This is a genomic window from Nocardioides sp. AN3 (assembly GCF_054653495.1).
Genome location: NZ_BAAIGC010000041.1, coordinates 22,691 through 37,293 on the forward strand (window position 1 = coordinate 22,691; position 14,603 = coordinate 37,293).

12 protein-coding genes are annotated in these 14,603 nt (G+C 71.2%); 10 read left to right on the forward strand and 2 right to left on the reverse strand.

Features of this window, described 5'->3' with window-relative positions:
• The first annotated feature begins 24 nt into the window (after positions 1 to 24).
• The gene (locus tag ACYQ1K_RS25640; RefSeq protein WP_459986378.1) at positions 25 to 2,928 is read left to right on the forward strand and encodes an ATP-binding protein; all 2,904 of its coding nucleotides are present in this window, start codon (positions 25 to 27) and stop codon (positions 2,926 to 2,928) included.
• 10 nt (positions 2,929 to 2,938) lie between these two features.
• On the opposite strand, the gene ACYQ1K_RS25645 is transcribed toward ACYQ1K_RS25640, so the two are convergent.
• A complete protein-coding gene (locus ACYQ1K_RS25645) occupies positions 2,939 to 3,769 on the reverse strand; it encodes an ABC transporter permease (RefSeq protein WP_459986379.1) in 831 nt (276 codons plus the stop codon).
• Positions 3,769 to 4,755 (reverse strand): ATP-binding cassette domain-containing protein, encoded by a 987-nt coding sequence (locus ACYQ1K_RS25650; protein ID WP_459986380.1) that lies wholly within the window; start codon positions 4,753 to 4,755, stop codon positions 3,769 to 3,771. Before ACYQ1K_RS25650 ends, ACYQ1K_RS25645 begins: the two co-directional genes overlap by 1 nt.
• A gap of 104 nt (positions 4,756 to 4,859) precedes the next feature.
• On the opposite strand from ACYQ1K_RS25650, the gene argC reads away from it, so the two are divergent.
• From argC to ACYQ1K_RS25695, 9 genes are read left to right on the forward strand one after another with little or no spacing between them, the layout of a single operon-like run.
• The gene (gene argC, locus ACYQ1K_RS25655) at positions 4,860 to 5,906 is read left to right on the forward strand and encodes an N-acetyl-gamma-glutamyl-phosphate reductase (RefSeq protein ID WP_459986381.1); all 1,047 of its coding nucleotides are present in this window, start codon (positions 4,860 to 4,862) and stop codon (positions 5,904 to 5,906) included.
• A complete protein-coding gene (gene argJ / locus ACYQ1K_RS25660; protein WP_459986382.1) occupies positions 5,903 to 7,054 on the forward strand; it encodes a bifunctional glutamate N-acetyltransferase/amino-acid acetyltransferase ArgJ in 1,152 nt (383 codons plus the stop codon). The genes argC and argJ overlap by 4 nt, the downstream gene beginning before the upstream one ends.
• Positions 7,051 to 7,986, forward strand: a complete 936-nt coding sequence (gene argB, locus ACYQ1K_RS25665; protein ID WP_459986384.1) for an acetylglutamate kinase — start codon at positions 7,051 to 7,053, stop codon at positions 7,984 to 7,986. The genes argJ and argB overlap by 4 nt, the downstream gene beginning before the upstream one ends.
• On the forward strand, positions 7,983 to 9,245 hold the full coding sequence (locus ACYQ1K_RS25670; protein WP_459986385.1) for an acetylornithine transaminase: 1,263 nt from the start codon (positions 7,983 to 7,985) through the stop codon (positions 9,243 to 9,245). The genes argB and ACYQ1K_RS25670 overlap by 4 nt, the downstream gene beginning before the upstream one ends.
• Positions 9,242 to 10,186 (forward strand): ornithine carbamoyltransferase, encoded by a 945-nt coding sequence (gene argF, locus ACYQ1K_RS25675; RefSeq protein WP_459986387.1) that lies wholly within the window; start codon positions 9,242 to 9,244, stop codon positions 10,184 to 10,186. The genes ACYQ1K_RS25670 and argF overlap by 4 nt, the downstream gene beginning before the upstream one ends.
• Positions 10,183 to 10,737 (forward strand): arginine repressor, encoded by a 555-nt coding sequence (locus tag ACYQ1K_RS25680; protein WP_459986388.1) that lies wholly within the window; start codon positions 10,183 to 10,185, stop codon positions 10,735 to 10,737. Before argF ends, ACYQ1K_RS25680 begins: the two co-directional genes overlap by 4 nt.
• 7 nt (positions 10,738 to 10,744) lie before the next feature.
• On the forward strand, positions 10,745 to 12,184 hold the full coding sequence (gene argG / locus ACYQ1K_RS25685; protein ID WP_459986389.1) for an argininosuccinate synthase: 1,440 nt from the start codon (positions 10,745 to 10,747) through the stop codon (positions 12,182 to 12,184).
• The gene (argH, locus tag ACYQ1K_RS25690) at positions 12,177 to 13,661 is read left to right on the forward strand and encodes an argininosuccinate lyase (RefSeq protein WP_459986390.1); all 1,485 of its coding nucleotides are present in this window, start codon (positions 12,177 to 12,179) and stop codon (positions 13,659 to 13,661) included. The genes argG and argH overlap by 8 nt, the downstream gene beginning before the upstream one ends.
• Positions 13,645 to 14,244: a DNA-3-methyladenine glycosylase gene (locus ACYQ1K_RS25695; protein ID WP_459986391.1), complete on the forward strand. Its 600-nt coding sequence runs from the start codon at positions 13,645 to 13,647 to the stop codon at positions 14,242 to 14,244. Before argH ends, ACYQ1K_RS25695 begins: the two co-directional genes overlap by 17 nt.
• The last annotated feature ends 359 nt before the right edge of the window (positions 14,245 to 14,603 follow it).

The following is a 14,603-nucleotide window of genomic DNA, read 5'->3' on the forward strand; positions in this document are numbered from 1 at the left end:
GCCGGCTTTGGCATGATCGCAGGCGTGCTGCGGCTGCGTGTGCTCGACGAGGTCTCCTGGGACGGCCACCCCGTCCCGGGGGAGCGGACCCACAGGCTGCTGCGAGCGCTGGTCCAGGCGGGCAGCCGAGGCCTGGGGGAGCATGCCCTGGTCGAGGCGGTCTGGGCCGACGAGCAGCCGGTGAACCCGATCAAGGCGCTGCAGGTCGTCGTCTCGCGCGCCAGGGCGGCCACCGCGCCGGAGGTGATCGAGCGGACCGCATACGGCTACCGTCTCGCGCTTCCCGCGACGGCGGTCGACGCTTGGGCGCTGCGTCCGGTCGGCCTGCGGCTCGCCGCCGAGGGCCGGTACGCGGAGGCGCTGCCGCTCCTCGAGCGCGCGGATCCCGACGACGAGGTGGTGGCGGCGCTCCTGCGCGCGATCGCCGCGGTGCACGGCCTGCCGGCTGCCCTGGAGCGGTATGAGACCTACCGCCATGAGCTCGCCGACCGTCTCGGCGTCGACCCGAGCCCTGCGCTGCAGCGGCTGCACGCCGAGCTGCTGGCACGCGACCGTCCTGTCCGCTCGGGCCTGCGGTTCGACGCGGACGCCCTGATCGGCCGGGAGGCGGACATCGCCGCCGTGACCGCGATGGTGCGCACCGCCCGGGTGGTCTCGATCATCGGTGCGGGTGGTCTGGGCAAGACACGGCTCGCCCACGTCGTCGGCCGGCAGGCCGAGCAGCCGGTGGTCCACTTCACCGAGCTCGCGGGCGTGACCGCGCCCGCTGACGTGGCGCTGGAGGTCGCCGACGTGCTCGGCGTGCGCGAGACCGTGGCGACGCGCGCCCGCCCGCAGCGGGGAGACGTCGTCGGACGCATCGTCGAGGCGGTCGGGACGGCGCCGTCGCTGCTCATCCTGGACAACTGCGAGCACGTCATCGAGGCGGTCGCCGACCTCGTCTCGGCGCTCGTCGCCCGCACGCCCAGCCTGACCGTTCTGACCACCTCCCGAGCGCCGCTGGGGCTCGCCGCCGAGCGCATCTACCTGCTGCCGGAGCTCTCCAGCGACGACGGCGTCGCCCTGTTCGTCGAGCGTGCGACCGCGGCCCGCCCCGGGGTCCATCTCGACCCTGAGGCCGTGCGCGGCCTCGTCGAGAGACTCGACGGGCTGCCGCTGGCCGTCGAGCTGGCCGCAGCGAAGATCCGCGTCATGTCGGTCGCCGAGATCGAGCGTCGGCTCGACAACCGCTTTGCGCTCCTGCGTGGGGGCAGCCGCGACGCGCCTGAGCGTCACCAGACGCTCCTCGCCGTCATCGACTGGTCCTGGAACCTTCTGACCGAGGAGCAGCGCGTGGCGCTGCGCCGGCTCAGCGTGTTCCGCGACGGGTTCTCGCTCGACGGCGCGTCGGCGGTCGTCGGGTCCGACGCACTCGACCTCGTCACCGCCCTGTGCGACCAGTCCCTCGTCACCGTCGAGGAAGGTGAGCAGATCCGCTTCCGGCTCCTCGAGACCGTCCGCGAGTTCGGGCGGATGCAGCTCGTCGACGCCGGAGACGACGACGAGGCCGCGAGGCGCCTGGGCGAGTGGGCTCTGGCCCTGGCCGACCGGACCGCGTCCTTGCTCTTCAGCCCGGAGCAGGTCGCGACGATGGCGGAGCTGCGCGGGGAGGAGGGCAACCTGCTCGAGGTGCTCCGCGCGGCCATGGACGCCGCCGACGTCGCGACCTTCGTCCGCCTCTTCACGGCGCTCGGCGCCTACTGGTCCGTCGAGGGCAGCCACCTCAAGGTCATCAACCTCGCCCGGCAGGTGGAGCCGCTCATCCTCGGCGCGGATGTCGTGCCGGGCTTGGAGGACGCGTTCCGGACCGTGCTGGTCTCCATCGTGACCAACCGGGTGATCTTCTCGCGCGAGAGCAACGAGGACGCCGTCGCCCGACTGCGAGCGTTGGGGCCGGGGTCGACCGACCCACGCACCAGCGCCAACGTGCGCGTCGTGCTGGCCTTGGCGACGGCGCGCAGCTGGGACCAGCTCGACGAGCTGATGCGGCTGACAGAGGATCGGGACCCGCTGGTGGCGCGGACCGCCCTGAACTGGGCGACGGGGGCGCTGGAGAACCTCGGCGACCTGGAAGGGGCCCGGTCGGCGGCCCGCCGCGCGCTGACGCTCGCCGACGGCGAGGATGGGCCGTGGAGCGCCGCCCTCCTGCGGGCGCAGCTCGCCAGCCTCGCGCTGCAGGCTGGCGACACCGACGAGGCGAGGAGGTACGCCGCCTCAGCCCTGCCGCGGGTCACCGAGATCGGCGCGTGGGACGATGTCGCCCAGACACAGGCGATCCTCGCGCTCGCCGCGATCAGACGAGGCGACCTCGATGCCGCGGCCACCGTGCTGGACGAGGTCGCACAGAGCGAGTCGAGCCAGTCGATCTTCGGCGGCGCCGTCGGTCTGCTGGCCGGGCAGGCCGAGCTGCAGCTCGCCCGCGGCGAGACCGGGGCCGGGCTGGCGGCGTACCGCGAGGCGGTCGCGATCCTCCGGCGTCGCGACGTGCCGGGACTCGACGTTCCGGCGGACTTCGCGCCCTGGGTGATCTTCCCGCTCTCAGCCTCGATCACCGCCCACTGCCGGGCCGGCCGGGGTGCCGAGGTCCTCGACGACCGAGCGGCCCTGCGCGAGCAGATGGTCTCGTTGCTCGACAGCGAGGACGAGTTCCTCGACTACCCGGTGGTCGGCTGTGGTCTGTTCGCCATGGCCGTCTGGGAGCTCACCAACGGCGGGTCGCGAGACGCGGCGGCCCGACTGCTGGGCTATGCGCTCGCCTTCTCGTTCAACCGGATGCTGCCGAGCCTCGACCTGGACTGGGTGCAGGGGCTGCTGGGCGAGAAGCCCCATGAGCCCCGTCCGGCACCGCAGGTGCGGGACGAGGCCCGTGAGCTGCTGCTCACCCTGTGAGGGCAGGCTGTCACATCTTGCGGCTGTAGCTGCGCACGGCCAGCGGCGCGAAGATCGCCACGACCACCGCGCAGGCGACGAGCGCCCAGCCGACCTGGGCCGTGACGCCGTTGCCGTTCATCAGGTCGCGCACGGCCGTCACCACGTGCGAGACCGGGTTGATCGTGACGAAGGTCTGGAGCCACTCGGGCATCGTCGTGGCCGGGACGTAGGCGTTCGACAGGAAGGTCAGCGGGAACATGATCATCATGCCGATGCCCTGCACCGCTTGAGCGGAGCGGGCCACCGTGCCGAGCCAGGCGAAGATCCAGGCCAGCGACCAGCCCGAGACGACCGTGAGCAGCCAGCCGGCGAGGACGCCGAAGGCGCCGCCCTCGGGGCGGTAGCCCATGACCATGCCGACCACGATCGTGATCGTCGCCGCGATGCCGTAGCGGAGCAGGTCCGCCATCATCGGGCCGGCCAGCGGAGCGATCCTCGCAATCGGCATCGCCTTGAACCGGTCGAAGACGCCCTTGTCCATGTCCTCGCGCATCTGCGTGCCGGTCGCCATGCAGGCGGTCAGCGCCGTCTGGGCGAGGATGCCCGGGATCATCAGAGGCAGGTAGGCCTGCACCGAGCCGGAGACCGCGCCAACGAAGACGTAGGCGAACATGGCCGTGAACAGGATGGGCTGCAGAGTGACGTCGAAGAACTGCTCCGGGTTGCGGCGCATCTTCTTCAAAGCGCGCCAGGCCATCGCGGACGTCTGCGTCAGCGTGTCGCTCAGGCTCGGTCGAGGGCTGAGGGGCCGTGCCGGGGCGTCGACTCCTGCGTCGGGGAGAAGCGTCTGGGCGGTCATCAGGCCACCTCCTCGTCTGCGTCGGGGACCACGTCGGCCTCGCTGTGATGACCGGTCAGCGCGAGGAAGACCTCGTCGAGCGTGGGCTGCCGCACCGTGGCCGTGGCGATCGACAGGTCCGCCTGGCGCAGTGCGATCAGCACGTCGGCGGCGCGGTTGGGGTCGGGGAGCGCGATGTTGAGCCCTCCGGCCTCGGGGGTGAGGACGGGCGCCTCGCCGACGACGCGCTCGACGATGGAGGCGGCCTGCCCCGTGGCGTCGCGGTGGGCCAGCCTCACGTGCAGGGTCGAGTTGCCGACCGACGTCTTGAGCTGCTCGGGGGTGCCCTCGGCCACCTTGCGGCCACGGTCGATGACCGCGATCCGGTCGGCCAGCTGGTCGGCCTCGTCCAAGTACTGGGTCGTGAGCAGGATCGTCGAGCCGTGTGCGACGAGCTCGCGGATGGTGTCCCACATCTGACCGCGCGTGCGCGGGTCCAGGCCGGTCGTGGGCTCGTCGAGGAAGATCAACGGCGGCTGGGCGATCAGCGAGGCGGCCAGGTCGAGCCGGCGTCGCATGCCGCCGGAGAAGCCCTTGATCTGCCGGCTCGCCGCCTCCTCGAGGCCGAACCGCCCGAGCAGGTCCTCGGCAGTGGCCCTCGCACGGGGCTTGGAGAGCCCGAGCAGGCGGCCGAAGAGGTAGAGGTTCTCGGTCGCCGTCAGGTTCTCGTCGACAGACGCATACTGACCGGTGACCCCGACGAGCTGTCGGATCTGGTGGGGCGACGAGGCGACGTCGACGCCGAAGATGCTGGCCCGGCCCCCGTCGATCGGCAGCAGGGTCGCGAGCATCGAGAGCGTCGTCGTCTTGCCTGCTCCGTTCGGCCCGAGCACACCGAAGACCTCGCCGCGGCGAACCTCCAGGTCGATCCGGTCGACGGCGATGACGTCGCCGAACCTCTTGACGAGGCCTTCAGCGCTGACCGCGAGTGTCGTGGATGGATTCATGCCGATTACTCTCTCCGTCGTCGGTTTCACGCCGCTTTCAGCGTGCCTTCACCGGTTTCGAGGCGATGACACATTCACATGCAGTCGCATGTATAGTCATGCACATGTTTGACGGAGAACACGCCGTGACGCGCGTGGCGGTCGCCGGCGCGAGTGGGTACGCCGGAGGGGAGCTGCTGCGTCTGCTGCTCGGCCACCCCGAGGTCGAGATCGGCGCCCTCACCGGTGCCTCCAACGCCGGGCAGGCCCTAGGCAGTCTGCAGCCTCACCTCCTCCCGCTCGCAGACCGGGTGCTCGAGGAGACGACCATCGAGACGCTGAGCGGACACGACGTCGTCTTCCTCGCGCTGCCGCACGGCCAGTCCGGCGCGGTGGCGGCTGCGCTGCCCGAGAGCACCGTCGTCATCGACTGTGGTGCCGACTTCCGCCTCGTCGACGCTGCCGCGTGGGAGCAGTTCTACGGCTCCGAGCACGCCGGCACGTGGCCCTACGGCCTGCCCGAGCTCCCCGGCAACCGCGAGCGGCTCGCCGGCGCGAGCCGGATCGCCGTGCCCGGCTGCTACCCGACCGTCTCGTCGCTCACGCTGGCGCCGGCCGTCGCTGCCGGGCTCATCGAGAACGACGTCGTGGTGGTCGCCGCCAGCGGGACCAGTGGCGCCGGCAAGGCGGCCAAGGCGCACCTGCTCGGCAGCGAGACCGCCGGCAACGTGAGCGCGTACGGCGTCGGCGGCGTCCACCGGCACACCCCCGAGATCACCCAGAACCTCTCGGCACTCGCCGACGGCACGGTCACCGTCAGCTTCACCCCGCTCCTCGTGCCGATGCCGCGCGGCATCCTCGCGACCTGCACCGCGCGGCTGCGGCCCGGCATCGGTCCGGACGAGGTGCGCGCCGCCTACGCGAAGGCCTACGCCGACGAGCCGTTCGTCCACCTGCTGCCCGAGGGCCAGTGGCCGCAGACGAAGTCGGTGACCGGCTCCAACGCCGTCCACCTGCAGGTCACGGTCGACGAGGCGGCCGGGCGACTCGTCGCCGTCGGCGCGGTCGACAACCTCACCAAGGGCACGGCCGGCGCCGCCGTCCAGTGCATGAACCTCGCCCTCGGCCTCGACGAGGCCTTGGGCCTGAGCACGATCGGACTCGCGCCATGAGTGTCACCCACCCGAAGGGGTTCGTCGCGGCCGGCGTCACCGCCGGCCTCAAGGCGTCGGGCAACAAGGACCTCGCGCTCGTCGTCAACACGGGTCCGCACTTCGACGCCGCCAACGTCTTCACCGGCAACCGCTGTCAGGCCAACCCGGTGCTGTGGAGCAAGGAGGTCGCGAAGGACGGCGTGGTCAAGGCCGTGGTCCTCAACTCCGGCGGCGCCAACTGCTACACCGGCCACGCGGGGTTCCAGACCACCCACGCGACTGCGGAGCGGGTGGCCGGCCACCTCGACATCGGCGCCGGCGACGTCGTCGTGTGCTCCACCGGCCTGATCGGCCTGCTCAACGACCGCGAGATCCTGCTGGGCGGCGTCGACGCGGCCGCCGCGGCGCTGTCGGCCGACGGCGGCGACGACGCCGCGCACGCGATCATGACGACCGACACCGTCGCCAAGCAGGTCGTCGTCGAAGGCGAGGGATGGTCGATCGGCGCCATGGCCAAGGGCGCGGGCATGCTCGCCCCGGCCCTGGCCACGATGCTCGTCGTCATCACCACCGACGCGGTCGTGCCCGCCGCGGACCTGGACAAGGCCCTGCGTGCCGCCACTCGGGTGAGCTTCGACCGGCTCGACTCCGACGGGTGCATGTCGACCAACGACACGGTGAGCCTGTTGGCGAGCGGCGCGAGCGGGATCAGCCCGTCGCCCGAGGAGTTCACGGCACGGTTGACCGAGGTCTGCACCGACCTCGCCCTCCAGTTGCTCGCGGACGCCGAGGGCGCCGACCACTCCATCGCGATCACGACCCTCAACGCCGCGAGCGAGGACGAGGCCGTCGAGGTGTCGCGCTCGGTCGCCAGGAGCAACCTGTTCAAGGCCGCGATCTTCGGGAAGGACCCCAACTGGGGCCGCATCCTCGCCAGTGTCGGCACGACGCAGGCCGCCTTCGACCCGGCCGACCTCGACGTCGCCCTCAACGACGTGTGGGTCTGCCGGAGCTCGGCTCCCGCGGAGGACCCGACCGGCATCGACCTGGAGCAGCGCGACGTGACGGTGACCATCGACCTCAAGGCCGGCGCGGCGTCGGCCACCGTGTGGACCAACGACCTGACCCTCGCCTATGTGCACGAGAACAGCGCCTACAGCTCATGAGCGACACCGGATCCGGCCTGCAGACCAAGGCGGCGGTCGACACCGCGAAGGCGGCGACGCTCGCGGCGGCGCTGCCGTGGCTGAAGAAGTACAACGGCAAGATCATCGTCATCAAGTACGGCGGCAACGCCATGACCGACGAGTCGCTCAAGGTCGACTTCGCCGAGGACATCGCGTTCCTGCGGCTCGCGGGCTTCAAGCCCGTGGTCGTGCACGGCGGTGGGCCGCAGATCTCCGCCATGCTCGACAGGCTCGGGATCGAGTCGGAGTTCCGCGGTGGCCTGCGAGTGACGACGCCCGAGGCGATGGACGTCGTCCGCATGGTCCTCGTCGGACAGGTCCAGCGAGAGCTCGTCGGGCTGCTCAACCAGCACGGTCCGCTCGCGGTCGGCCTCTCAGGTGAGGACGCCGGTCTCTTCACGGCCAGCCGCACCAACACGATCGTCGACGGCGAGGAGGTCGACCTCGGCCTCGTCGGCGAGGTGACCTCGGTGCGGCCCGAAGCCGTGCTCGACGTCATCGAGGCCGGACGCATCCCCGTCATCTCGAGCGTGGCGCCGGACACGACCGGACAGGTGCACAACGTCAACGCCGACACCGCCGCGGCGGCCCTCGCCGTCGCGCTGGGCGCTGAGAAGCTCCTTGTCCTCACCGACGTCGAGGGGCTCTACCGCGACTGGCCGGACAGCGACGACGTGATCGGGGAGATCAGCCCCGAGGCTCTCGCGGAGCTGATGCCGTCGCTGGCGAGCGGCATGGTGCCCAAGATGGGGGCCTGCCTGATGGCGGTCGAGCGCGGCGTGCCGGGAGCCACCGTCGTCGACGGCCGCGAGCCCCACGCCGTGCTCCTCGAGATCTTCACCGACGAGGGCATCGGCACCCAGGTCCTCCCGGGCGTCGACACCAAGATCAGGAAGGCTGTGCACCGATGAGCACCTCGACCGGCTTCACCGAGCGCTACCAGAGCGCGCTCATGAACACCTTCGGCCCGCCCAAGCTGGTGCTCGCCCGCGGCAAGGGCGCGCACGTGTGGGACGAGGACGGCCGCGAGTACGTCGACCTCCTCGGCGGCATCGCGGTCAACGCGCTCGGTCACGCGCACCCGGCGATCGTCGAGGCGGTCTCCACGCAGCTGCAGACCCTCGGGCACATCTCGAACTTCTTCGCCTCGGCGCCCCAGATCGCCCTCGCGGAGAAGCTCCTCCAGCTCGTGGGTCTCGATACGCCCGCGCCTGGCGGCTCGGGCTACTCGACCAGCGACCGGACCGCTGGTCGAGTAGCGAGCGCCAGCGAGCGTATCGAGACCCTCGGCGGCCGGGTCTTCTTCGCCAACTCCGGCACGGAGGCCAACGAGGCCGCGTTCAAGCTCACCCGCCGCACCGGCCGCCGGCACCTGGTGGCGATGTCGGGCTCGTTCCACGGTCGCACCATGGGATCCCTGGCGCTGACGTCGAAGGAGGCCTACCGGGCTCCGTTCGAGCCGCTCCCCGGCGACGTCACCTTCGTGCCGTACGGCGACGCCGACGCCCTCGCCGCCGCCGTGACCGACGAGACCGCGGCGATCGTCGTCGAGCCGATCCAGGGCGAGGCGGGTGTGGTCGTGGCGCCGGAGGGCTTCCTCGCCGCCGCCCGCGCGATCGCGGACGACCACGGGGCGCTGCTCTGGTTCGACGAGATCCAGTCGGGGATGGGCAGGACGGGTCGGTGGCTGGCGTCGCACTCCTCGGGCGTCACCCCCGACATCGTCACGCTGGCCAAGGGCCTCGGCGGTGGCTTCCCGATCGGTGCCTGCGTCGGCCTGGGCCGAGCGGCGACGCTCCTCGAGCCCGGCAACCACGGCACCACCTTCGGCGGCAACCCGGTGGCGTGCGCGGCAGGCCTCGCGGTCATCCGGACGATCGAGAGCGAGGGCCTGCTCGAGCACGCAGTCGTGCTCGGCCAGAAGCTGCGCGACGGCCTTGCGGCCGACCCGCACGTCGCGGAGGTGACCGGCGAGGGACTGCTGATCGGCGTCGTCCTCACCACCGACAAGGCCGCGGAGGTGACCGCAGCCGCGCTGCGGGCCGGCTTCATCGTCAACAACGCGACCTCGAACCGCGTGCGCCTCGCGCCGCCGCTCGTCCTCGCCGACGACGACGCCGAGGCGTTCCTGGGCGCGTGGCCGGCGATCGTGGCGGAGGCCCACTCGTGACCCGCAGCTTCCTGCGCGACGACGACCTGACCCCCGAGGAGCTCGGCCGTGTCCTCGACCTCGCCGCGAGCCTCAAGGCCGACCCCTACGCAGCGAAGCCGCTGGCCGGTCCTCGCACCGTCGCCACCATCTACGACAAGCCGACGCTGCGCACACAGGCCTCCTTCGCGGCCGGCATCGCCGAGCTCGGTGGGCACCCCATGCTGGTCGACGGGAACCTCGCCGGCATCGGCCGTCGCGAGTCGGTCTCCGACGTCGCGCGCGTGCTCGGACGCCAGGCCAGCATGATCGTCTGGCGCACCTACGCCCAGAGCCGGCTCGAGGAGATGGCGGCGTACGCCGGCGTCGGTGTCGTCAACGCGCTGACCGACGACTTCCACCCCTGCCAGCTGCTCGCCGACCTGCTCACCCTCCGGGAGCACAAGGCCTCCGACGGGCAGAGCCTGGCGGGGCTGCGCGTGGCGTTCGTCGGCGACGGCGCCTGCAACATGGGCAACTCGTGGCTGCTGGCCGGGGCGCTGGCGGGGATGCACATCGTCATCGGCGCCCCGGACGGCTACGCGCCCGCGAAGGAGATGTTCGAGCGGGCCAATGAGATCGGCAAGGCCACCGGCGGATCGGCGGTGGGGGTCACTGACCCGGCCGAGGCGGTCGCGGACGCCGACGTCGTCGTGACCGACACGTGGGTGTCGATGGGTCGTGAGGACGAGGCGGAGCAACGGCTGGCCGTCTTCTCGCCGTACGCCGTCACCGAGGCGCTCCTCGCGAAGGCGAAGCCCGACGCCATCGTGATGCACTGTCTGCCGGCCTACCGCGGCAAGGAGATCGCGGCCTCCGTGATCGACGGCCCCCGCAGCGTCGTCTGGGACGAGGCGGAGAACCGTCGGCACGCCCAGAAGGCGATCCTGGCGTTCCTTGCGGCGGAGAACGGCCTGTCATGACGGAGTCCGCGCTGCGACCCTCGACCAAGAGCGCTCGCCATCAGCTCATCGTCGAGCTGGTGACGGGCCAGGGGGTCCGGTCCCAGGGCGAGCTGGCCGACCTGCTCGCCGAGCACGGCGTCCAGGTCACGCAGGCAACCCTGTCGCGCGACCTCGTCGAGCTCGACGCCGTGAAGGTCCGCGCCCCGAACGGAGCGCTGGTCTACGCGGTGCCGGCCGAGGGCGGCGACCGCCGTCCCGTCGCGCCGGGGGAGTCAGCCGCGGGCCGCCACCGCCTGGAACGGCTGTGCGCCGAGCTCCTCGTCTCCGCTGAGGCGAGCGCCAACCTGGTGGTGCTGCGGACGCCGCCCGGCGCCGCGCAGTTCCTGGCCTCGGCTTTCGACAAGTCGGAGTTCCCCGACATCCTGGGCACGATCGCGGGCGACGACACCGTCCTCGTCATCGGTCGTGACCCGCACGGCGGCAGCGACCTGGCGAGACGGATCCTCGCCCTGGCTGAGCAGCATCCCGCCGACGACCCGCACGACACCGACGCAGCACAGGAGAGATGAGCAACTAGTGAGCAAGGTCCTGACCTCCCTTCCGCAGGGCGAGCGCGTCGGCATCGCGTTCTCCGGCGGGCTGGACACCTCGGTCGCGGTCGCGTGGATGCGCGACAAGGGCGCCGTGCCGTGCACCTACACCGCCGACATCGGGCAGTACGACGAGCCGGACATCTCCGGCGTGCCCGACCGCGCCCGTCAGTACGGCGCCGAGATCGCCCGCGCGGTCGACATCAAGCCGCAGCTGGTCGAGGAGGGGCTGGCGGCGCTCGCCTGCGGCGCCTTCCACATCCGCTCCGGCGCGAAGGTGTACTTCAACACCACGCCGCTGGGCCGTGCCGTCACGGGCACGATCCTGGTCCGGGCGATGCAGGCCGACGACGTCCACATCTGGGGCGACGGGTCGACCTACAAGGGCAACGACATCGAGCGGTTCTACCGCTACGGGTTGATGGCCAACCCGGAGCTGCGCATCTACAAGCCCTGGCTGGACGCGGACTTCGTCACCGAGCTCGGCGGCCGCCACGAGATGAGCGAGTGGCTTCTCGCCCACGGCCTGCCGTACCGCGACTCCACCGAGAAGGCCTACTCCACCGACGCGAACATCTGGGGTGCGACCCACGAGGCGAAGACCCTCGAGCACCTCGACGTCTCGCTGGAGACCGTCGAGCCGATCATGGGCGTGCGGTTCTGGGACCCCGCCGTCGCCATCGAGACCGAGGACGTGACGATCACGTTCGAGGCGGGGCGTCCCGTCGCCATCAACGGCAAGCGGTACGACGACGCGGTCGCTCTCGTCCTCGAGGCGAATGCGATCGGCGGGCGCCATGGTCTCGGCATGTCGGACCAGATCGAGAACCGGATCATCGAGGCGAAGTCGCGCGGCATCTACGAGGCGCCCGGCATGGCGCTGCTCTTCGCGGCGTACGAGCGCCTCCTCAACGCCATCCACAACGAGGACACCCTCGCGAACTACCACGTCGAGGGGCGCAAGCTCGGCCGGCTCCTCTACGAGGGTCGCTGGCTCGACCCGCAGGCGCTGATGCTGCGCGAGTCGATCCAGCGTTGGATCGCCTCGCTGGTCACGGGCACGGTCACGCTCCGGCTGCGCCGCGGCGACGACTACACCATCCTCGCCACGGAGGGCTCGGCGTTCTCCTACCACCCGGAGAAGCTGTCGATGGAGCGGGTGGAGAACGCCGCCTTCGGCCCCACCGACCGGATCGGGCAGCTGACGATGCGCAACCTGGACATCGCCGACAGCCGCGCGAAGCTCGAGCTGTATGCCGCCCAGCCGCTCGACCAGGGCAACGTGCTCGTCGAGAACGGAACCCTGTTCGGCGAGCTGCCTGCGGGCGGTTTCGAGCAGATCTCGGAGAACCCCGAGGCTGTCGCCGAGGCGGAGACCGTCGACATGGCCGTCGACGAGGCCGCGATGGAGCTCGGCGTTGACTGAGCAGCAGGCCACCGCGGTCTCCACCACGGGGGAGGGCAAGCTCTGGGGCGGCCGCTTCTCGGGCGGGCCCTCGCCGGAGCTGGAGGCGCTCTCGCGATCGACGCACTTCGACTGGCGGCTCGCCCTCTACGACATCGCGGGCTCGCACGCGCACGCCAAGGCGCTGGGCGTGGCGGGACTGCTCACCGCCGAGGAGGAGGCCGAGCTGCACCGCGGCCTCGATGTCCTGGCGGAGCGGTTCACCTCGGGCGATCTGCGCCCGGCGGACTCGGACGAGGACGTCCACGGCGCGCTCGAGCGGCTGCTGATCGAGGAGGTCGGCGCCGACGTCGGCGGCAAGCTCCGCGCCGGACGCTCGCGCAACGACCAGATCGCGACGCTCTTCCGCAGCTACCTGCTCGACCACGGTGACGTGGTGGGGGGGCTCATCCTCGACCTCGTCGAGGCCCTCGCGGGACAGGCCGAGACGCACCTGACGGGTCCGGGCGGGCCGACGATCATGCCGGGACGGACGCACCTGCAGCACGCGCAGCCCGTGCTGCTCTCGCACCACCTGCTCGCGCACGCTTGGGCACTGCTGCGCGACGTGGACCGGCTGGGGGACTGGCGCCGACGCGTCGCCTCCGACTCGCCGTACGGCTCGGGCGCACTGGCCGGGCAGAGCCTCGGTCTCGACCCCGAGCTCGTCGCCTCCGAGCTCGGGTTCACCGGCTCGACCGCCAACTCGATCGACGGGACCGCGGCGCGCGACTTCGTCGCGGAGTTCGCGTTCGTGTGTGCTCAGGTCGGCGTCGACGTCTCGCGGATCGCCGAGGAGATCATCCTGTGGGCGACGAAGGAGTTCGACTTCGTCCGGCTGCACGACTCGTGGTCGACGGGCTCGTCGATCATGCCGCAGAAGAAGAACCCCGACATCTCCGAGCTCGCCCGTGGCAAGGCCGGCCGGCTGGTCGGCAACCTCACCGGGCTGCTCACGACGCTCAAGGCGCTCCCGCTGGCCTACAACCGGGACCTCCAGGAGGACAAGGAGCCGATCTTCGACTCCGTCGACACCCTCGAGGTGCTCCTGCCCGCCTTCACCGGGCAGGTGGCGACGCTGGTCTACCACGCCGACCGGATGGCCGAGCTTGCTCCCCAGGGCTTCTCGCTCGCCACCGACATCGCCGAGTGGCTCGTGCGGGAGGGCACGCCGTTCCGCATCGCCCACGAGCTCGCCGGAGCGTGCGTGCGCGCGGCGGAGGCCAAGGGCACCGACCTCGACGGCCTGACCGACGAGGAGTACGCCGCGATCTCTCCCGCCCTCACCCCCGAGGTGCGGCTGGTCCTGACGGCCGAGGGATCCGTAGCCTCGCGCGACGGGCGGGGAGGCACGGCCCCCACACGCGTCGGCGAACAGCTCGTCGAGCTGCGCAGCCGGGTGACCGCGCTCCGCGTGGCGCTGGCTGCCCGGCCGGGCGGACGTGAGCGAGCTAGCTGACGTCCTCTCCGGACAGCCGGAGCAGGTCGCCCCTCTGCTGCTGGGCGGCCTGCTCTCGCATGCGGGCGTGACGGCCCGCATCACCGAGGTCGAGGCGTACGCCGGCGCCGTCGACCCGGGGTCCCACGCCTACCGCGGCCGTACCGACCGCAACGCCTCGATGTTCGGGCCGGCCGGGCACCTCTACGTCTACTTCACCTACGGCATGCACTTCTGTGCGAACGTGGTCTGCGGCCCGGACGGGATCGCCTCGGCCTGCCTGCTCCGGGCGGGCGAGATCGTCGACGGGATCGAGATCGCGCGGCGCCGCCGACTGGGCTCCTCGGACCGCGACCTGGCCCGCGGGCCTGCGCGGCTCACGCGCGCGCTCCACCTGACTCGCGAGCACAACGGTGCCGACCTTGCGACGGGCCCCGTGCACCTGGAGCTGGGGAAGCCCGTCCGCACGGTCTCGAGGGGACCCCGAGTGGGCCTGCGCGGCGCCCCTGAGCGGCCATGGCGGTTCTGGATCACCGGCGATCCGACGGTGTCGGTCTACCGCCCGGCTGCGCCGCTCGAGAGGCGCCGCCGAGGCCGCTCGTGAGCGTGCGCCGAGTGCATGTTGGCCACAGATGCCCCCCGATTTGATGCCCCGGACACGCCTGTGTAATGTTCTTCCTGTCGCCGCGAGCGGCACCAAAACCCCGGCCGAGAGGTCACCAGGTCCCAGGTGCAGCACGCGTCGACACGGGCGACAGAAACCGAGTCAGCGCCAAGTTGACGAGGGGAATGAAACCCGGTAAGTTTCTGCAGGTTGCCCCGACGGCCTGGCTGAGAGGCCAAGCGCGGTGCGCGTGTGATTCTTGAGAACTCAACAGTGTGTCATAGTCGACGAATTAGTTTGTTATGCCCCGTCTTCCATGTTAGTGGTTGATGGTTTCTTTGACAATTGATTCTGGCAAT